Below are 18,539 nucleotides of genomic sequence, written 5' to 3' on the forward strand. Positions count from 1 at the left end.
CGGGGCTCGGGGTGTTCGGGGTGATGGGCGGGCAATACCAGGCCGCCGGCCACGCGGCGCTGCTCTCCGGCCTGCTCGACCAGGGGCTGGACCTGCAGGCCGCGATCGACGCCCCCCGCGCCTTCGGCTTCAACGGCACCCTCGAGATCGAACCCACCCACCCCGAACACGTCCTCGCCGACCTCCGGGGCCGCGGACATGTGCTGCAGCCCGCCGCCAAGCCGATCGGCGGGGCGCAGGTCATTCTGGTGGACCACGCCCGTGGCTGCCTGATCGGCGGTTCCGACCCGCGCAAGGACGGCTGCGCGCTCGGCTTCTGAGGGCCGGCTCCGGCGTCCGGCCGCGCGGCGGGCACATACGCCGCCGCGCGCGCCCTCGCCCGACCGGCGGCACGGAGCCGCCGGTTATGGAACCCGCACCCCGGTGCCGCCGTTGATGGGCAGTTTCACCAGACGGGGGCTACCCATGGAAGACGCACAGATCGGCTGGATCGCGGCCATCATCATCGGCGGCCTCGCCGGCTGGATCGCTTCCAGCGTGATGAAGAGCGATACCGGCCTGTTCCTCAACATCATCCTCGGCATCATCGGCGCCGCGGTGGCGAGCTTCCTGTTCGGCCTGCTGGGCGTGAGCTTCGGTGGCTGGGTCGGCTATCTCGTCGCCGGCATCGTCGGCGCCTGCATCCTCATCTGGGGGGCGCGGGCGATCCGCAGCTAGGCCGGACGCGCCGGAGGAGCCGGGCGGCCGCGCCGTCCGGCTCCCGGCGACGTCGCCCGCCGCCCACGGGCGACCGAACGCCACCACTCGCAAAGCCGCTACCCGAAGCCGCCGCCCAGACAAAGCCGCCACTGCAGCCCGCTGGCGCGGGGCGGGCGGAATCCCCATTTCCAGGGCCGAGACAGCAGGTGCCCGTGCCCCCTTCCCTCCCCGCCGCCCGCCCCACGGCCGACCTTCCGGTGCGCCGGGTCGGCGTCGAGATCGAGTTCACCGCGCTGCCGGTGTCGGCGGCCGCCGCGGCCCTCGCCGACCGCTTCGGCGGCACGGTCGAGGCGGAGGACGCCCACGCCGTGCATCTGCGCGGCGGCGCGCTGCCGGATGCCTGCATCGAGCTCGACATCCGCCACGTCCATCCCCACCGCCGCGCCGGCGCGCCGCGGCTGGTGCCGCCGGCCCGCGCGGCGGCGCTGCTGGGCGCGGCGATCGGCCCTTTCGTGCCGCGTGAGCTGGTTCTGGCGCCGCTGCCGAGCGACCGGCTGGCGCGGATCGACGAGGCGCTGGCGACGCTGAACGCCGCCGGCGCCCGGGGGCTGGGCGGCACGCTGCTGGATTCGCTCGGCCTGCATTTCAACATCGAGCAGACCGAGCCCGACGCCCGGCGCATCGCCGCGGTGCTGAAGGCGTTTCTTCTGCTGGAGCCGTGGCTGCGGGCGGCGGCCGCGCCCGATCTCGCCGCGCGGCTCCACCTGCCGCCGGCCTATCCCGCGCGCTACATCGCCAAGGTCCTCGCGCCCACCTACTGGCCGGGGCTCGACGAGCTGGCGGCGGACTACCTCGCCGACAATCCCACCCGCAAGCGCGCGCTCGACCTGCTGCCGCTGCTGCTGCACCACGGGCCGCGGGCGCTCGCCGCCCGCGCCTCCGGCAAGGTCAAGCCGCGCCCCTCCTTCCACTACCGGTTGCCGCGCGCCTTCGTCGGCCGGCCGGGCTGGAGCATCCTGCCGGACTGGGCGCTGTGGCAGGCGGTGGAGCGGCTCGCCGCCGATTCCGGGGCGCTGGCGCGGCTCGGCGCCGGGCACGAGCCGGGGCAGATGATCGACGGCAGCGATCTGCTGCCCGGCTGACCAGCCCGCGTTCCGGCACGGCCGAGCCTCCGCCCGGCGGGAACTCAGCGCGGTCTGGCGCCTTCCGCGAAGAGGGCGAAGGCCCGTCGCAGATAGAGCCGCCAGTCCTCGAAATCCGGCCAGGCCCAGTCCCGCCCGGGCCGGGTCACGATGGCGCCGAAGGCCACGTCCATCAGCATGCGGGCGGCGGTGGGGATGTGGTCGATCCGCACCCGCCCCAGCGCCTGCTGGCGTTCCAGCCACGCGACGACCAGCGCATGGGTGGCCGTACGGCCGCGGCTTTCCAGCAATTGCTCCAGCTCGGGAAACGGCGCCAGATCGACCATCAGCACCCGGATGAAGCTGAGACGCCTGCGGTTGCGCGCATCGTCGAGGTCGATGCAGAACAGCCGGCCCAGCGCCTCGGCCAGCGGCAGCGCGTCATATTCGGGACGGATGTCGATCATGCTCTGGCGGTGCTGGTCGATCACCGCGCCCATCAGCGCCAGCTTGCCGGGAAACAGCCGGTAGAGCGTCTTCTTCGAGATGCGGCAGCGCGCCGCCACCGCGTCCATGGTCATGCCGGCATAGCCGGTCTCGCAGACCAGATCGAAGGCCTGCGCCACGATCCGCTCCTGCTGCACCTCGTCCGCCACAACTTTCGGCCGGCCGCGCCCGCGCGGCGCCAGCCCTGGTCCAGCTTTATCACGTTCTCTCAGCATCTTGCCCACCCGCTGGGTGTCCCTAGCACGGCCTCCGCCCCTCGGAATCGCCATTTGACAGGAGACAACCTGCAAAATATGGATACTATTGAGTTTCGTAAATAGAGGGTCCTCCGTTGACCGCCCCCTTTCGCTTCACGGCTTCCGCCCGCCCCCTCGCCAGCCCTTGCGCCCCCGTCCCCGCACCGCGGGACCGGCCGGGCAACGGCCGGTCCCGCTCCGCATGGCGTCGGCCCGGGCTGCTCGCCAGCCTCCTCGCCGCGGCGCTGCTGGCGGGATGCAACCCGTCCCAGCAGGGCGGCGGGCCGCCCGGCGCCAACGGCCGGCCGGAGGTCGGCGTCGTCACCGTCCACCCCCAGTCCGTCGCCATCACCGCGGAAATGCCGGGCCGCACCACCGCCTCGCTGGTCGCCGATGTGCGGCCGCAGGTCGGCGGCATCATCACCTCGCGGCTGTTCGAGGAGGGCAGCGAGGTGAAGGCGGGCGACGCGCTCTACCAGATCGACCCCGCGAGCTATCAGGCCTCCCACGACAGCGCCGCCGCCAGCCTCGCCAAGGCGCAGGCCGCGGTGCCGAGCGCGCAGGCCAAGGTCGAGCGCTACCAGGGGCTCATCAAGCAGAACGCGGTGAGCAAGCAGGACTATGACGACGCCGTCGCCTCGCTCGACCAGGCCAGGGCGGACGTCGCCTCCGCCAAGGCCAGCCTCGACACCGCGACGATCAACCTCGCCTACACCCGCATCACCGCGCCGATCGGCGGGCGCATCGACAAATCCTCGCTGACGCCCGGCGCGCTGGTGACCGCCAGCCAGGACACCGCGCTGACCACCATCCGCACGCTCGATCCCATCAATGTCGACGTCACCCAGTCCAGCACCAACCTGCTGAACCTGCGGCAGGCCATTCGCGAGGGCCGCATCAAGGTTGCCGGCGAGGGCGTGAAGGTGCGGCTCAAGCTCGACAACGGCACGCTCTACCCGCTGCCGGGGACGCTGGAATTCTCCTCGTCCTATGTCGACCAGACCACCGGCACCTATGGCGTGCGCGCCCAGTTCCCCAACCCCGACCGGCTGCTGCTGCCGGGCATGTATGTGCGGGCCATCATCGAGGAGGGCGTGTCGCCCGACAGCTTCCTGGTGCCCCAGCGCGGCGTGACCCGCAACACCAAGGGCGAGCCGGTCGCGCTGGTGGTGAATGCCGACAGCAAGGTCGAGCAGCGCGTCCTCACCGTCTCGCGCAGCGTCGGCAACAACTGGCTGGTCGACACCGGCATCCATGACGGCGACCGGGTGGTCGTGGAAGGCAGCCAGTTCGTCCGGCCCGGCCAGGACGTCACCGCGGTGGACGTGGTGGTGGACGACACCACCGGCGAGGTGCGCGAGCGCGGCCAGCAGAGCGCGGCACCGGCCGCGCCGGGCGCGGCCCAGGCCTCCGCACAGGCCGGTGCCGCCGCGCCGGCCGCGGCGCAGAACTGAGGGCCGCCACCATGTCGCGTTTCTTCATCGACCGGCCGGTCTTCGCCTGGGTCATCGCGATCCTGATCATGCTCGGCGGCGTGCTGGCGCTGCGCACGCTGTCGATCGCGCAATACCCGCAGATCGCCCCCACCACCGTCAGCGTCACCGCCAGCTATCCCGGCGCCGACGCCCAGACCGTGGAGAATTCGGTGACCAAGGTCATCGAGCAGGGCATGACCGGCATCGACAATCTCGACTACATGTCGGCCACCTCGACCTCGACCGGCCAGGCCACCATCACCCTGACCTTCACCACCGGCGCCGATCCCGACATCGCGCAGATGCAGGTGCAGAACAAGCTGCAGCTCGTCACCTCGCAGCTTCCCTCGGTGGTGCAGACCAACGGCATCTCGGTGGAGAAGGCCTCGGACGGCTTCCTGCTGGTCATCGGCTTCGTCTCGACCGACGGGCGCATGTCCTCGACCGACGTGTCCGACTATGTCGACTCCACGCTGAACGACACGCTGAAGCGCATCGACGGGGTCGGCTCCACCACCCTGTTCGGCTCCTCCTACGCCATGCGCATCTGGCTGGACCCGGACCGGCTGGCGAAGTACCAGCTCATGCCGAGCGACGTCGCCACCGCCATCGAGGCGCAGAACACCCAGGTGTCGGCGGGCCAGCTCGGCGGGCTTCCCGTCCGCACCGGCCAGCAGCTCAACGCCACCGTCACCGCCCGCTCGCGCCTGCAGACGCCCGAGCAGTTCCGCAACATCATCCTGAAGAGCACCACCGACGGCTCGCTGGTGCGGGTCAACGACGTCGCCACGGTCGAGCTGGGGGCGGAGAGCTACACCACCTCCTCGCGCTACAACGGCATGCCGGCCGCCGGTCTCGGCGTCAACCTCGCCACCGGGGCCAACGCCATCAGCACCGCCGAGGCGGTGAAGGCGGCGATCGAGCGGATGCGGCCGACCTTCCCGGAAGGGATGGAGGTGGTCTATCCCTACGACACCACGCCCTTCGTCGTGCTCTCGATCGAGGAGGTGGTGCGCACGCTGTTCGAGGCCATCGTCCTCGTCTTCGTGGTGATGTTCGTCTTCCTGCAGAATGTCCGCGCCACCCTCATTCCCTCGCTGGCGGTGCCCGTGGTGCTGCTCGGCACCTTCGGGGTGCTGGCGCTGTTCGGCTATTCCGTCAACACGCTCACCATGTTCGCCATGGTGCTGGCCATCGGCCTGCTGGTCGACGACGCCATCGTCGTGGTCGAGAACGTCGAGCGGGTGATGGAGGAGGAGGGCCTCCCGCCGAAGGAGGCCACCCGCAAGTCGATGGGCGAGATCACCGGCGCGCTCATCGGCATCGCCACCGTGCTCTCCGCGGTGTTCCTGCCGATGGCGTTCTTCGGCGGCTCGGTGGGCGTCATCTACCGCCAGTTCTCGGTCACCATCATCTCGGCGATGATGCTGTCGGTGCTGGTGGCGCTGGTGCTCACCCCGGCGCTGTGCGCCACCCTGCTGCGCCCGCCGAAGGAGCATGCCCGCAGCCGTGGCTTCTTCGGCTGGTTCAACCGCGGGTTCGAGCGCACCAGCGCCGCCTACCGTTCCGGCACGGCGGGAATCGTCGCCCGCTCCGGCCGGTTTCTGGTGGTGTTCCTCGCCATCGCCCTCGGCATGGGCTGGATGTTCGCGCGGCTGCCCTCCTCCTTCCTGCCCGACGAGGACCAGGGCATTCTCATCGCCATGGTGCAGCTTCCGGTCGGCGCCACCGCGGACCGCACCGAGAAGACGCTGGGCGAGGTGCGCAGCTATTTCCTCGACCACGAGAAGGACGCGGTCGAGAGCGTCTTCACCGTCAACGGCTTCGGCTTCAGCGGCCAGGGCCAGAATCTCGGCATCGCCTTCGTGCGGCTGAAGCCCTTCGACGAGCGCCGCTCGCCCGCCGTCGCCGCCGCGGCGGTCGCCGGCCGCTCGATGGGGGCGTTCTCGACCATCCGCGACGCCCGGGTCTTCACCCTCGCCCCGCCCGCCATCCAGGGCATGGGCAATTCCAACGGCTTCAGCCTCTACCTTCAGGACCTCGCCGGCGCCGGCCACGAAAAGCTCATGTCCGCACGCAACCAGCTGCTCGGCATGGCGGCGCAGGACCATCGCCTCATCGCCACCCGGCCCAACGGGCTGGAGGACGAGCCGCAATTCGTCGTCGACATCGACCAGGAGAAGGCGAGCGCGCTCGGCGTCGCGCTGGGCGACATCAACGACACCCTCTCCACCGCCTGGGGCAGCACCTACGTCAACGACTTCCTCGACCGCGGCCGGGTGAAGAAGGTCTATCTGCAGTCGGACGCGAATTTCCGCATGCAGCCGGAAGACCTCGCCAAGTGGGAGGTCCGCAACTCCAACGGCGACATGGTGCCGTTCTCGGCCTTCGCCTCCACCCGCTGGACCTTCGGCTCGCCCCGGCTGGAGCGCTTCAACGGCGCCTCGGCGGTGGAGATCCAGGGCCAGGCGGCGCCGGGCGTCTCCTCGGGCGCGGCGATGGACGCGGTGGAGGGCATCATCGCCCACCTGCCGCCGGGCTACGCCTATGAATGGACCGGCCTGTCGCATCAGGAGCGGCTGTCCTCCAACCAGGCGACGGCGCTCTACGTCATCTCGCTGCTGGTGGTCTTCCTCTGCCTCGCCGCGCTGTACGAGAGCTGGTCGATCCCGTTCGCGGTGCTGCTGGCGGTGCCGGTCGGCGTGTTCGGCGCGCTGCTGGCGGCACAGCTCTTCGGCCAGACCAACGACGTCTACTTCAAGGTCGGGCTGCTCACCACCATCGGCCTCGCCGCCAAGAACGCGATCCTCATCGTCGAATTCGCCATCGAGCGGCAGGCCCATGGGATGGGGCTGGTCGAGGCGACGCTCGACGCCGCGCGCCAGCGGCTGCGCCCGATCCTGATGACCTCCTTCGCCTTCATCCTCGGCGTGACGCCGCTCGCCATCGCCAGCGGCGCCGGCTCGGGGGCGCAGAACGCCATCGGCATCGGGGTGATGGGCGGCATGATCGCCGCGACCGTGCTCGGCATCTTCTTCGTGCCGCTGCTGTTCATCGTCGTCAGCCGGCTGTTCCGCCGCGCGACGCCCGCGAGCGCCTCGGCGGAGCCGCCGCCGGCCGCCCCGCTCGCCACCACCGACGCCGGAGCGGGGACGCCATGACCGCGCCCCACCCCGTCGCCTCCCGCCCTCACGCGCCCCGCCCTCACGCGCCCGTTGACTCCATGCCCGGTGAACCGATGACGGCCCAACCGCTGCCCGCCCCCCTCGCCGCCCGCACCCGCCCCGCCCGGCCCACGCCGCGCCTGACCGCCGCCCTGCTGCTGGCCGGGGCGCTGGGCGGCTGCGCGGTGGGGCCGGACTACAAGGCGCCCGGCCTCGCCGTGCCGGCAAGCTGGGGCAACGGCAAGGCCGGCGTCATCGCCACCGGCACGCCCTCCCCCGCCAACCAGCCGCCCCGGCTCGGGCGCTGGTGGGAGCGGCTCAACGACAAGACGCTGAACGGCTTTATGGAGGAGGCGGTCGCCGGCAATCTCGACGTCGCCACCGCCAAGTCGCGGGTGCGTGAGGCCCGCGCCAGCCGCAAGCAGGCGCTTGCCGCCCTTGCCCCGACGCTCACCGGCTCCGGCCAGTATCTGCGCACCGACAATGGCAGCAACGTCTCGGCCGGCACCGGCGACGTGCAGGTGGCGGGGCCGTTCGATTCCTACACCGCCGGCCTCGACGCGAGCTGGGAACTCGACCTGTTCGGCGCCAACCGCCGCGCCGCGGAGGCGGCGAAATACGGCCTCGACGCCTCCGAGGAGAGCCTGCGCAACACGCTGCTGACGCTGGTCGGCGATGTCGCCACCAACTATGTCGAGGCGCGCGGCTATCAGGCCCGCATCGCGCTGGCGCGCCGCACCGCGGCCTCGCAGCGCGAGACCGCCGCCCTCACCCGCACCAAGTTCCAGGCCGGCTCGGCCTCGGCGGTCGATCTCGCCAATGCCGAGGGACAGGCCGCCAGCACCGAGGCGGACATTCCCCAGCTTCAGGCCTCCTACCAGCAGACGGTGAACCAACTCGCCATCCTGCTCGGCCAGCCGCCGGCGGCGCTGAACGAGCGGATGGCGCGCACCGCGCCCATTCCCCGGCCGCGCGCCCCCATCCCCACCGGGGTGCCGGCCGACATCCTGCTGTCGCGGCCCGACGTGCGCCTCGCCGAGCGGCAATACGCCCAGTACACCGCCAAGGTCGGCGGAGCGGAAGCCGCCCGCTACCCCGACGTCAGCCTCACCGGGGAGATTTCCACCTCGGCCTCGCAGGTCGGCGATCTCGGCAAGAGCTCCAACATAAGCTGGAACTTCGGCCCCAGCGTCAGCGTGCCGATCTTCAACGCCGGCAGCCTGCAGGCGGCGGTGGAATACGCCCAGGCGCAGCGCGACGAGTATTTCCTCGCCTACCGGTCCTCGGTGCTGACCGCGCTGCAGGATGTCGAGAACGCCTCCGTCTCGCTGCAGCAGGAGCGCATCCGCAACCGCAGCCTCGCCGCCTCCGCCAATTCCTACCGGCAGGCCGCCTCGCTCTCGCGCAGCCTGTACCAGTCGGGCTCGTCGAGCTTCCTCGACGTGCTGGATGCCGAGCGCTCGCTCTATTCGGCGGAGGATTCCTACCTCCAGAGCCAGGTGCTCATCACCACTGACTATGTCGCGCTCAACAAGGCGCTCGGTGGCGGCTGGGACGGCACGGTGGACACCCGCACGCCCGAGGTCGTCGACGACATGGGCCCGCGCTTCGTCTCCGCCGACTGGGCGCAGCAGTTCGCCCGCCGGGAATGAGCCGGGCCGCGCCGGCTCCACATGCGCGCGGGCGCCGCATCACATCGCGCGGCGCTCGGCGAAGAAGGTGGTGATCAGCTCGCGCTCGGTGGTGATGTCGAGCTTGTTGTAGAGCCGGTGCTTGTGGTTCTTCACCCCGCCGACGCTGATGCCCAGCCGCGCCGCGATGGTGGCGTTGGCGTGGCCGTTGAGCGCCAGCGCGAGAATCTCGGTCTCGCGGCCGGTCAGGCCGTGGCGGCGGCGGAACCGCTCGATGTCGGCGGCCTCGTCCGCCTCGCCCTCTCCCGCCGCCGGGGCGATGGCGAGATGGCCCTGGTGCAGCACCGCGAAGAGCTGCTGAAGCTCGCAGGCCACCTCCACCTCCTCGCGGCTGAAGGGCTGGCCGCGCCGGTCGAGGCACAGCGCGAGGCAGGCGTGGTCCGCGGCAGGCAGCAGGATGGCGAGTTCGTCCTTGATGCCGAGCAGGGTGTCGACATAGCGCCCGTAGGGCTCGCTCAGCGCGCCCCCGTCGCGCAGCGCGGCGAGGCTGAAGGCGCGCACCGGCTCGGCGCTGGCCGAGACGCGGCAGATCGGGTCCAGCTCCCACAGCCGGGCCATGTAGGTGGTCTTCGCCGGCCCGCCCATTCCCTCGTCGATGAGGATGCGCGGGCGCCGTCGCGGCCGGTAGCGGGCGACGATGCAGAAATCGGCCGGAATCAGCGCCCGTGTCGCCGCGGTGAGCCGGGTGTAGAACTGCTCGGTGCCGGCGGCGGCGGCCGCGCCCGCCAGCAGCCCGCCCCAGCCCGGGGCGAGCCCGGCCCCTGCGGAAGGCCGCCCGGCGGCGCCCGGCACGACCGCGGGCGGCACGGAACGCGCATTGCTCGTGATCTTCATCATCCCTCCCGAAAGGCAAGGACCGGGCCAGCGCGCCGGCCGCCGCCGCGCCGGCGCTGGTATCCCCGGTCACCATAGGGCCGGCGCGGCGGCTGCGCTAAACAGGGCGGCGAGCCGGAGCCCCGCCCGCCGACCGGCGCCCACCCAGAGCCCCTTTCGGAGAGCGTCGATGATCCGCCGTGCGCCGTCCCTCACGAGCCCGAGCCTGAGCCGCCGCGACGCGCTGCGCCACGCCGGCACCGCCGCGCTGTTCGCTGCCCTCGCCGGCAGCGTCGATGTCAGCCGCCCGGCCTATGCCGGCACCGAGAAGCTCACCGGCCCGCTCAACGTGCTCGCCTGGGCGGGCTATGACGATCCCGAGCTGATGAAGGGCTTCACCGAGGCCACCGGGGTCGAGCTGAACGTGAAGGAAGCCGACAGCAACGGCGCCCAGCTCGATCTGGTGCGGGCCGGCACGGTGAAGTTCGACGTCATCAACCCGGACGCGGTGTGGACCGCCAAATTCGCCAGGGCCGGCCTCACCCTGCCGATCGACCCGGCGAGCCTGCCCTCCATGGGCGACTTCTTCCCGATGTTCCGCAACCGGCCCGAGACGATGTACGAGGGTAAGCTGTATGGCGTGCCGACCCGGTTCGGCGTCAACGGCTTCGTCTACTGGCCCGACAAGATTTCCCCCGCCTCGGCGCGCGAGGCCGCCCTGGCGTGGGACCCCGCGCTGAAGGAGCGGGTCGAGATCATCGACTGGCCCGAGCTCTATCTCTGGATGGCCGGGCTCTGGCTCGGCATGCCCGCCCCCGAGACCGCCACCGGCCCGGAGCTGCAGAAGATCCTCGACCGGATGATCGCCTTCCGTCCCAACATGCGGGCGCTGCAGGCCGACATGGGCACGGTGAAGTCCGACCTCGTGAACCGCGAGGCCTGGATGGTGTGGGGCGCCTCCAGCGACAATGTCGCGACCACCGCCAAGCTCGCCGGCGCCAATGTCGAGCTGACCATTCCCGACCAGGGCGGCGCGATGTGGATGGAGACGCTGCAGATCGTGCGCGGCACCGAGCATCTCGCCTCGGCGCTGGCCTACGTCAATTACATGACCAGCGCCAAGGCGGCGAAGCAGATGGCCTGGGGCGCCGACAAGTTCGCCGTGACCAACGCCAAGGTGATGGAGCTGCTCACCGCCGAGCAGGTGAAGATCCTGGGTCTCGACAAGATCGAGGAATGGGCCTCCAAGTGCCGGATGAGCCAGGCCCCGGTCGACGAGGCGGCGTGGGCCGACGCCTGGCAGCGCTTCAAGACCGCCTGATTTTCCGGCCCCGCCCGCTCCCGGCGCCCGCCGGGGCGGGCGCGGCGCCGCAGCGATGGACTTTCCCGTGATGACCCACACCGCCCCCGGCCACCGCCCCATCCGCCTGCGCGTCGTCGTGCCGGTGCTCGACAGCCGCGAGCTGGTCGGCAAGGCCGAGGCGGAATACCGCGGCTTCGCCCGGCCGGGCACGGAGGTTTCCGCCGTGCCGCTCGCCCGCGGCACCCACTCGATCGAGGCGGAATTCGACAGCGCGCTCGCCGCGCCGGAAACCATCCGCCTCATCATCGAGGCGGAAGCCGCCGGCATCGACGCGGTGTCGATCTGCTGCTTCACCGATCCCGGCCTCGCCGCCGCGCGGGAATGCGTGTCGATCCCGGTCATCGGCGAGGGCGAGGCGGCGCTGCACGCGGCGGCCATGCTTTCCATGCGCTTCACCGTGGTCATCACCGAGACGCCGCTGTTCCCGCTCATCCGCCGGGTGGTGCACCGCTACGGACTGTCCGACCGCCTCGCCTCGGTGCGGGCGGCGGGGGCGAGCGTGCTGGCGCTGGACGAGACGCGGCTTCCCCACCTCATCGCCGAATGCACCGACGCGGTGGAGCGCGACGGCGCCGAATGCATCGTCATGGGGTGCACCGGCACCGGCTTCGACATGGCCGCCGAGGTGGAGAGCGCGCTGGCGGCCCGCTTCGGCGTCCATGTCCCGGTCATCGATCCCGGCCGGGTGGCGGTGGCGATGGCGGAAGCCTTCGTCGGCGCCGGGCTGCGCCACAGCAAGCTGACCTACCCCCGCCCCGCCTTCGCCCGCCGCGAATACGGCTTCGCCGGATGAGCGCGCCCGGCCCCGCCGCGCGCCGCGCCCGCCGTCTCGCCGCGGCCGGGCTGGCGCCGCTGCTGCTCTGGCAGTGCCTGTTCTTCCTGGTGCCGGTGGGCATTCTGGCGGTCATCAGCGTGTGGTCGATGGAGAACTACCGGCTGACGCCCGACCTGACGCTGGCGAACTACACCGCCGCGCTGGGCAATGCCGCGGTGTGGCGCAGCCTGCTGCTCTCGGTGCGCACCGCGCTGTTCGTCACCGTGGCCTGCGGGCTTCTGGCCTATCCCATCGCCTATTTCATCGCCCGCAAGGTCGGCCGCCGGCTGCGCCTCGTGCTGCTGGTGGCGGTGGTGGCGCCGTTCTGGATCAGCATCGTCATGCGCATCGCGGCGTGGCGCATCCTGCTCGGCGAGCATGGGGTGATCAACCAGTTCCTTGTCGGCACCGGGCTAATCGAGGCGCCGCTCGGCATCCTGCTTTATTCCCCGCTCTCCACCATGATCGGGCTGGTTTACGCCTATCTCCCGCTCTACGTGCTGCCGCTCTACGCCGCCATCGACCGCATCGAGCAAAGCTGGATTGACGCCGCCAAGGACCTGAACGCCGGCCCGCTGCGGGCGTTCTGGGAGGTCACGCTGCCGCTGTCCCTGCCGGGGCTCGTGGTCGGGGCGGTGTTCTGCTTCATCTTCGGTCTCGGCGAGTTCGTCACCCCGGCGCTGCTCGGCGGGGGCAAGCAATTGCTGCTCTCGCAGATCATCCAGGATCAGTTCCAGCGCCGGCAGGACTGGCCGGGCGGGGCGGCCATCGCCATGGTGCTGATGGCGATGGTGATGGGCCTGCTGGCGGTCTCGATGCGCTGGCTGCGGCGGGCGAGCGGAGAGCGGCCATGAGCCTGCGCCGCCTGCTGCCCTCCGCCGGCCTGCTGGCCTTCACGGCCTATGCCGCCCTCATCTATCTCTTCCTCTACCTGCCGATCGCGGTGATCGCGCTGTTCGCCTTCGATTCCCGGGCGATCTCCGGCCTGCCGCTGGCGGGCTTCACCACGCAATGGTTCGCCGCCGCCTTCGCCGACCCGGCGCTGGCCGGCTCAATGGCGACCAGCGCCCGGCTGGCGGCCGCCTCGGCGCTGCTGGCCACCGCGCTCGCCATGCCGGCGGCGATGGTGCTGGCGTGGTTTCCGCTGCGCTGGAAATCGGCCGTGCTGGCGCTGATGCTGGGGCCGGTGGTGCTGCCCCCGCTGGTGCTCGGCCTCGGCCTCGTGATGCTGGCGCGGGCCGCCCCCGGCATGATCGGCGAGCCCGCCATCATCATCGCCCACGCCACCATGACGTCGAGCTATGCCGCGCTCATGCTCTATTCCCGCCTGCTCGGCTTCCGCCGCTCCTACATCGAGGCGGCGATGGACCTCGGCGCGACGGAATGGGTGGTGTTCCGCGAGATCGTCCTGCCGCTCACGGCGCCGGCGCTGGTCGCGGTGTTCCTGCTGGCCTTCACCGACGCCTTCGGCGAATTCATCGTCGCCTGGTTCGTGGCCGGCTTCACCAAGACGCTGCCGATCGTGATCTGGACCTCGCTGCGGCAGGTCATCTCGCCGAAGATCAACGCCGTCTCCACCCTCATCATCGCCGCGACGCTGCTGCTCAGCGTCGCCAGCCAGCTCTGGATTCTCCGCCAGGCCGGCCGGGCCCGGGAGTCCTGATCCATGTCGCGGAGCGAAGGCGTGACCCTCGCCGGGGTCGTCAAGCGCTATGAGGGCCATCTCGCCGTCGCCGGCGTCTCGCTGGAGGTGCCGCGCGGCGCCTTCGTCACCCTGCTGGGGCCGAGCGGCTGCGGCAAGTCCACCCTGCTGCGCATGATCAGCGGCTTTGCCGAGCCGACCTCCGGCGACATCCGCATCGGCGGCGCCTCGGTGGTCGGCCTGCCGCCCTACCGCCGCGACACCGCGATGGTGTTTCAGGACTACGCGCTGTTTCCCCACCGCACCGTTGAGGAGAACCTCGCCTTCGGCCTGCGCATTCGGCGGATGGACAAGCCGGCCATCCGCGCCCGGGTGGCCGCGATGCTGGAGATGCTCGGCCTCGCCGGGCTCGGCGGGCGGCGGGTGTCGGAGATTTCCGGCGGCCAGGCCCAGCGCGTCGCCCTCGGCCGGGCGCTGGTGGTGGAGCCGGCGGTGCTGCTGCTCGACGAGCCGCTCGGCGCGCTCGACCTCAAGCTGCGCAAGCAGATGCAGGCGGAGCTGAAGCGGCTGCACCGCGAGCTCGGCCTCACCTTCATCGCCGTGACCCACGACCAGGAAGAGGCGCTGAACCTCTCCGACTTCATCGCGGTGATGAATGCCGGCCGCATCGAGCAGTACGGCACGCCGGAGGAGGTCTATGCCCGGCCGGCCACGCGCTTCGTCGCCGATTTCGTCGGCGAGGCCAATCTGGTGCCGGCGACGGTGGAGCCGGACGGGCTGCGGCTGGAGGACGGCACCCGGCTGCCGCTGCCCGAGGGCGGGCCGGGCGCCGTCCGGGCCGCCGCCGGGGCCGCCGTCACCCTCGCGGTGCGGCCGGAAGCGGTGGAGGTGCACGCGGCCGCCACGGGGACGCGGCCCGGCCTCGCCGCGCGGGTCGAGGAGGTTCTCTATTCCGGCGCGGCGCGCCGGGTGATCGGCCGCACCGCGGCCGGCACGCGGCTGACCTCGCTGCAGCCGGGCGCGGCGGCGCCGCCGGAGCGCGGCAGCCTCGCCACCTTCTCATGGGCGCCGGCGGCGTCGTGGATCATCCCGGCCTGAGGCCGGCCTTTCGGAAAGAGCCTTCATGCGAGAGATCGAGGCGGACGAGCTGGAGGCGCTGGCGATCGGCGCCGGCGTGCTCGGCACCGGCGGCGGCAACCACCCGCATCTGGAACTGATGTGCGCGCAGGAAGCCTATGCGCGCGGCAAAAGGGTGCGGATGCTCGACCCCGCCGAGCTGGACGACGACGCCCGCGTCGCCGTGCTGGCCTTCATGGGGGCTCCTCTGGTCACCAAGGAGCGGCTGCCCGAGCCGGTCTCGGCCTGCCGCGCCGTGCGGCTGATGGAGGCCCATGTCGGCCGCCGCTTCGACGCGGTGATGTCGGTGGAGATCGGCGGGGAGAACGCCTTCCTGCCGCTGCTGGTGGGCATGGAGCTCGACCTGCCGGTGGTCGATGCCGACGTCATGGGCCGCGCTTTCCCGGAGGTGCAGATGACCAGCTTCGCCATTCGCGGCCTGCCTATGGCCCCCTTCGCCATCGCCGACATCCGCGACAACGCGCTGATCATCGCCCACGCCGAGAACGCCGGCTGGACCGAGCGGCTCGGCCGCAGGGCGGTGGTGGAGCTGGGCTCCATCGCCGGCACCTGCGGCGCGCCGCGCACCGGGGCCGAGGTGAAGGCGCATGCCATCCTCGGCTCGACCAGCCGGGCGATCCGGCTCGGCCGCGCGGTGGAGCGGGCGCGCCGCGCCCATGCCGACCCGGTGGCCGCTATCCTCGCGGCGGAGAGCGGCGCGCTGCTGCTGCGCGGCAAGGTGGAGGACGTCTCGCGCCGCATGGCGGAAGGCTTCGTGCGCGGGCAGGCCCGGCTCGGCGGCACCGGGACCGACGCCGGCCGCACCCTGCTGATCGACTTCCAGAACGAGTTCTCCGCCGCGCGCGAGGACGGCGCGGTGCTGGCCAGCGTGCCCGACCTCATCACCATCCTCGACGCGGTGACGGGCGAGGCGATCGGCGCCGAGGTCATCCGCTACGGCCAGCGCGTGGCGGTCATCGCCCTGCCGGCCGATCCCATCATGACCAGCCCGGCCGGGCTCGCGGCGGTGGGGCCGCGCGCCTTCGGCTTCGATTTCGACTACACGCCCTTTGCGCGGCGCGCCGGCGCGGGCGGGGAGGCACGGCCATGAAGCGCATCGGCATCGATGTCGGCGGCACCAACACCGACGGCGTGCTGCTGGACGGCACCCGCATCCTCTCCCGGGTGAAGACCGCCACCACCGCGGACGTCACCACCGGCGTGCGCGCCGCGCTGGCGCATGTGACGGCCGGCGCCGATCCCGCCGGCCTCGCCGGGGTGATGATCGGCACCACCCATTTCACCAATGCGGTGATCGAGCGGCGCGGGGTGGAACGGGTCGCGGTGGTGCGCATCGGCCTGCCCGCCGCGGCGGTGCTGCCGCCGTTCACCGGCTGGCCGGCGGATCTGCGCCGCGCGGTGGAGGGGCCGGTCTTCATGCTGCGCGGCGGCCACGAGTTCGACGGCCGGCCGATCGTGCCGTTCGATGCCGAGGGCATGCGGCAGGCCGCCCGCGCCATCGCGGCGAGCGGGGTCGGCTCGGTCGCGGTCTGCGCGGTGTTCTCCCCCCTCACCGCCGCGGCGGAGGAGGAGGCCCGGGCGATCCTGGCGCAGGAGGCCCCCGGCGTCGCCGTCACCCTCTCCAGCGCGCTCGGCCGCATCGGGCTCCTCGAGCGGGAAAACGCCGCCATCCTCAACAGCTGCCTGCACGGGCTCGCCCGCCGCACCGTCGCCGCCTTTCGTGACGCCATCGCCGCCAGCGGCCTCGCCGCCCCGCTCTACATCACCCAGAACGACGGCACCGTGGTGGTGGCGGAGGTGGCGGAGCGCTTTCCCGTGCTCTGCTTCGCCTCGGGCCCCACAAATTCCATGCGCGGCGCCGCGCTGCTCTCCGGCCGGCAGAACGCCATCGTGGTCGATGTCGGCGGCACCACCAGCGATGTCGGCGTGCTGGAGGGTGGCTTTCCCCGCGAGGCCAACAGCCGGGTCGACATTGGCGGGGTGCGCACCGTGTTCCGCATGCCGGACGTGGTCTCGATCGGGCTCGGCGGCGGCACCCGGGTCAGCACGGCGCCGTTCGGCATCGGGCCGGAAAGCGTCGGCTTCCGCATCCGCGAGGCGGCGCGGGTGTTCGGCGGCGACACCCTGACCCTGACCGACATCGGCGTCGGCCTCGGCCTTGCCGCCATCGGCAGCCCCGCCCGGGTGGCGGGCCTCGATCCGGCGCTGCTGGCCCGCTGCCGCGACTGGATCCGCACCGCGCTGGAGGAGGTCATCGACCGCATGAAGACCAGTGCCGCCCCGGTTCCGGTGGTGGCGGTGGGGGGCGGCGCCTTCCTGGTGCCGGAGACGCTGGCGGGCGTCAGCGAGGTGGTGAAGGTGCCGGATGCCGGCGTCGCCAATGCGGTGGGCGCGGCCATGGCGCAGGTCAGCGGCGAGGTCGACCGCATCTTCCACGACATGCCGCGCGAGGAGGCGGTGGCCCGCGCCCGCGCCGTCGCCGAGGCGCGGGCGGTCGAGGCGGGCGCGCAGCGGGAAAGCCTGGTGCTGCTCGACGTCGAGGACCTGCCGCTCGCCTATATTCCCGGCGACGCGCGTCGGGTAAGGGTGAGGGTGGTGGGCGACGTCCGGTGAGCCCGCCCGGACCGTGAGCCTGCGCGATGGACCTAGCCCCCCTTCCCCCCGACGTGACCCTGGCGGATGTCGAGGCCGCCGCCCGCCGCATCGCCGGCGCGGTGCCGCAGACCCCGTTCGTCCACTCGCAAACCCTGTCGGACAAGCTCGGCGCCGAGGTGTGGCTGAAGTTCGAGAACCTCCAGTTCACCGCCTCCTTCAAGGAGCGGGGGGCGCTGAACAAGCTGCTCTCGCTCGCCGAGGACGAGAAGGCGCGCGGCGTCATCGCCGCCTCCGCCGGCAACCATGCCCAGGGCGTGGCCTATCACGCCCGCCGCGCCGGCATCGCGGCGACCATCGTGATGCCGACCACCACGCCGAATCTCAAGGTCGAGCGGGTGCGCGAGCACGGCGCCCGGGTGGTGCTGCACGGGGCGGATTTCGCCGCGGCCGCGGCCGAGATGGGCCGGCGCGCCGCCGAGGAGGGGCTGACCGTGGTCCACCCCTTCGACGATCCCGCCATCATCGCCGGCCAGGGCACCGCGACGCTGGAGATGTTGCAGGCCGTGCCCGCGCTCGACACGCTGGCGGTGCCGGTGGGTGGCGGCGGGCTGATCGCCGGGGCGGCGGTGGTCGCCCGCGCGCTGCGGCCGTCCCTGCGGGTGGTCGGGGTGCAGTCGGAGATCTTCCCCGGCATGGCGCGGGCGGTCGGCGGTTTCACCGGGGAGCCGATGCCGGGCTCCTCGGTCGCTGAGGGCATCGCCGTGACCGACCCCGGCCAGATCACCCGGCGCATCGTGAAGGCGGGCGTCGACGCCATCGCCGTGGTCGGCGAGGACGCCATCGAGGAGGCGATCGCCCTCGTGCTCGGCGTCGAGAAGACGCTGTGCGAGGGCGCCGGTGCCGCCGGCATCGCCGCCATGCTGGCGCGGCCCGACCTGTTCGCCGGCCGCCGCGTCGGCGTCATCCTCTCCGGCGGTAACATCGACACCCGGGTGCTGGTCGCGGTGCTGCAGCGCCATCTCACCCGGGCCGGACGCATGGTCCGGGTGCGGGCCGAGCTGCCGGACCACCCCGGCGCGCTGGCCCGGCTCACCGCCGTGGTGGCGGCGCAGGGCGGCAACATCTACGAGCTGCGCCACGAGCGTCTCGCCGCCGCCAGCCGCGCCAAGGAAAGCTCGGTGTCGCTGGACGTGGAGCTGCGCGACCCCGCCGACCTGCCCACGCTGATGGACAGCCTCGCCGCCGAGGGCTTCCGCGTCCGCCGCGACGAGTTCTGACCGCC

The 18,539-nt window shown here is 72.1% G+C and carries 16 protein-coding genes; 14 read left to right on the forward strand and 2 right to left on the reverse strand.

All coding sequences use genetic code 11. The annotated features are described in order from the left end of the window. The 3 genes from KHC27_RS04670 to KHC27_RS04680 form a co-directional block, all read left to right on the forward strand. Window positions 1-320 (forward strand): gamma-glutamyltransferase (locus KHC27_RS04670; protein WP_213335662.1); only part of this gene is annotated, 320 nt, incomplete at its 5' end. A gap of 145 nt (window positions 321-465) precedes the next feature. After that, the gene (locus tag KHC27_RS04675) at window positions 466-717 is read left to right on the forward strand and encodes a GlsB/YeaQ/YmgE family stress response membrane protein (protein WP_213335664.1); all 252 of its coding nucleotides are present in this window, start codon (window positions 466-468) and stop codon (window positions 715-717) included. A gap of 194 nt (window positions 718-911) precedes the next feature. Next, entirely contained in the window at window positions 912-1,841 is a 930-nt protein-coding gene (locus KHC27_RS04680; RefSeq protein WP_213335666.1) for an amidoligase family protein, read from the forward strand. Window positions 1,842-1,885: 44 nt separating this feature from the next. On the opposite strand, the gene KHC27_RS04685 is transcribed toward KHC27_RS04680, so the two are convergent. Then, window positions 1,886-2,542 carry a TetR/AcrR family transcriptional regulator gene (locus KHC27_RS04685; RefSeq protein WP_213335668.1) on the reverse strand — a complete coding sequence of 219 codons (657 nt, stop codon included), beginning with the start codon at window positions 2,540-2,542 and terminating at the stop codon, window positions 1,886-1,888. A gap of 239 nt (window positions 2,543-2,781) precedes the next feature. On the opposite strand from KHC27_RS04685, the gene KHC27_RS04690 reads away from it, so the two are divergent. The 3 genes from KHC27_RS04690 (at window position 2,782) to KHC27_RS04700 (ending at window position 8,854) form a co-directional block, all read left to right on the forward strand. Continuing rightward, window positions 2,782-4,017, forward strand: coding sequence for an efflux RND transporter periplasmic adaptor subunit (locus KHC27_RS04690; RefSeq protein ID WP_213335811.1), 1,236 nt, complete (start codon window positions 2,782-2,784; stop codon window positions 4,015-4,017). Between the two features lie 11 nt (window positions 4,018-4,028). After that, a complete protein-coding gene (locus KHC27_RS04695; RefSeq protein ID WP_213335670.1) occupies window positions 4,029-7,199 on the forward strand; it encodes an efflux RND transporter permease subunit in 3,171 nt (1,056 codons plus the stop codon). Between the two features lie 77 nt (window positions 7,200-7,276). Continuing rightward, window positions 7,277-8,854, forward strand: coding sequence for an efflux transporter outer membrane subunit (locus tag KHC27_RS04700; protein WP_213335673.1), 1,578 nt, complete (start codon window positions 7,277-7,279; stop codon window positions 8,852-8,854). Window positions 8,855-8,893: 39 nt separating this feature from the next. Here KHC27_RS04700 and KHC27_RS04705 read toward each other — a convergent pair whose 3' ends face one another. Beyond that, entirely contained in the window at window positions 8,894-9,727 is an 834-nt protein-coding gene (locus KHC27_RS04705) for a helix-turn-helix transcriptional regulator (RefSeq protein ID WP_213335677.1), read from the reverse strand. 169 nt (window positions 9,728-9,896) lie between these two features. Here KHC27_RS04705 and KHC27_RS04710 point away from each other — a divergent pair, with 169 nt between their 5' ends. The 8 genes from KHC27_RS04710 to KHC27_RS04745 all read left to right on the forward strand — a co-directional run bounded on the left by KHC27_RS04710 (window position 9,897) and on the right by KHC27_RS04745 (window position 18,534). Beyond that, complete coding sequence (locus tag KHC27_RS04710; protein ID WP_213335680.1) at window positions 9,897-11,027, forward strand: ABC transporter substrate-binding protein; 1,131 nt, start codon at window positions 9,897-9,899, stop codon at window positions 11,025-11,027. A 70-nt stretch (window positions 11,028-11,097) separates the two neighbouring features. After that, window positions 11,098-11,862 carry an aspartate/glutamate racemase family protein gene (locus KHC27_RS04715; RefSeq protein ID WP_213335683.1) on the forward strand — a complete coding sequence of 255 codons (765 nt, stop codon included), beginning with the start codon at window positions 11,098-11,100 and terminating at the stop codon, window positions 11,860-11,862. Continuing rightward, on the forward strand, window positions 11,859-12,737 hold the full coding sequence (locus tag KHC27_RS04720) for an ABC transporter permease (protein ID WP_213335687.1): 879 nt from the start codon (window positions 11,859-11,861) through the stop codon (window positions 12,735-12,737). The genes KHC27_RS04715 and KHC27_RS04720 overlap by 4 nt, the downstream gene beginning before the upstream one ends. Beyond that, window positions 12,734-13,546 carry an ABC transporter permease gene (locus KHC27_RS04725; RefSeq protein WP_213335689.1) on the forward strand — a complete coding sequence of 271 codons (813 nt, stop codon included), beginning with the start codon at window positions 12,734-12,736 and terminating at the stop codon, window positions 13,544-13,546. Before KHC27_RS04720 ends, KHC27_RS04725 begins: the two co-directional genes overlap by 4 nt. Window positions 13,547-13,549: 3 nt before the next feature. Beyond that, window positions 13,550-14,623, forward strand: a complete 1,074-nt coding sequence (locus KHC27_RS04730; RefSeq protein ID WP_213335691.1) for an ABC transporter ATP-binding protein — start codon at window positions 13,550-13,552, stop codon at window positions 14,621-14,623. A 25-nt stretch (window positions 14,624-14,648) separates the two neighbouring features. Continuing rightward, complete coding sequence (locus KHC27_RS04735) at window positions 14,649-15,752, forward strand: DUF917 domain-containing protein (RefSeq protein WP_213335693.1); 1,104 nt, start codon at window positions 14,649-14,651, stop codon at window positions 15,750-15,752. After that, window positions 15,749-17,275: a hydantoinase/oxoprolinase N-terminal domain-containing protein gene (locus KHC27_RS04740; RefSeq protein ID WP_213335695.1), complete on the forward strand. Its 1,527-nt coding sequence runs from the start codon at window positions 15,749-15,751 to the stop codon at window positions 17,273-17,275. The genes KHC27_RS04735 and KHC27_RS04740 overlap by 4 nt, the downstream gene beginning before the upstream one ends. A 26-nt stretch (window positions 17,276-17,301) precedes the next feature. Further along, window positions 17,302-18,534: a threonine ammonia-lyase gene (locus KHC27_RS04745; RefSeq protein WP_213335697.1), complete on the forward strand. Its 1,233-nt coding sequence runs from the start codon at window positions 17,302-17,304 to the stop codon at window positions 18,532-18,534. The last annotated feature ends 5 nt before the right edge of the window (window positions 18,535-18,539 follow it).

Origin of the sequence: Ancylobacter lacus (genome assembly GCF_018390635.1) — a bacterium.
GTDB classification, from domain to species: Bacteria; Pseudomonadota; Alphaproteobacteria; order Rhizobiales; family Xanthobacteraceae; genus Ancylobacter; species Ancylobacter lacus.

What these genes read in the sequence shown, in the direction of transcription:
- KHC27_RS04720 (WP_213335687.1), top strand. Translation starts at nt 11,859, where the DNA reads ATGAGCGCGCCCGGCCCCGCCGCGCGCCGCGCCCGCCGTCTCGCCGCG.
- KHC27_RS04730 (WP_213335691.1), top strand. Translation starts at nt 13,550, where the DNA reads ATGTCGCGGAGCGAAGGCGTGACCCTCGCCGGGGTCGTCAAGCGCTAT.
- KHC27_RS04685 (WP_213335668.1), bottom strand. Translation starts at nt 2,542, where the DNA reads ATGCTGAGAGAACGTGATAAAGCTGGACCAGGGCTGGCGCCGCGCGGG.
- KHC27_RS04710 (WP_213335680.1), top strand. Translation starts at nt 9,897, where the DNA reads ATGATCCGCCGTGCGCCGTCCCTCACGAGCCCGAGCCTGAGCCGCCGC.
- KHC27_RS04700 (WP_213335673.1), top strand. Translation starts at nt 7,277, where the DNA reads ATGACGGCCCAACCGCTGCCCGCCCCCCTCGCCGCCCGCACCCGCCCC.
- KHC27_RS04735 (WP_213335693.1), top strand. Translation starts at nt 14,649, where the DNA reads ATGCGAGAGATCGAGGCGGACGAGCTGGAGGCGCTGGCGATCGGCGCC.
- KHC27_RS04695 (WP_213335670.1), top strand. Translation starts at nt 4,029, where the DNA reads ATGTCGCGTTTCTTCATCGACCGGCCGGTCTTCGCCTGGGTCATCGCG.
- KHC27_RS04740 (WP_213335695.1), top strand. Translation starts at nt 15,749, where the DNA reads ATGAAGCGCATCGGCATCGATGTCGGCGGCACCAACACCGACGGCGTG.
- KHC27_RS04705 (WP_213335677.1), bottom strand. Translation starts at nt 9,727, where the DNA reads ATGAAGATCACGAGCAATGCGCGTTCCGTGCCGCCCGCGGTCGTGCCG.
- KHC27_RS04745 (WP_213335697.1), top strand. Translation starts at nt 17,302, where the DNA reads ATGGACCTAGCCCCCCTTCCCCCCGACGTGACCCTGGCGGATGTCGAG.
- KHC27_RS04725 (WP_213335689.1), top strand. Translation starts at nt 12,734, where the DNA reads ATGAGCCTGCGCCGCCTGCTGCCCTCCGCCGGCCTGCTGGCCTTCACG.
- KHC27_RS04715 (WP_213335683.1), top strand. Translation starts at nt 11,098, where the DNA reads ATGACCCACACCGCCCCCGGCCACCGCCCCATCCGCCTGCGCGTCGTC.
- KHC27_RS04675 (WP_213335664.1), top strand. Translation starts at nt 466, where the DNA reads ATGGAAGACGCACAGATCGGCTGGATCGCGGCCATCATCATCGGCGGC.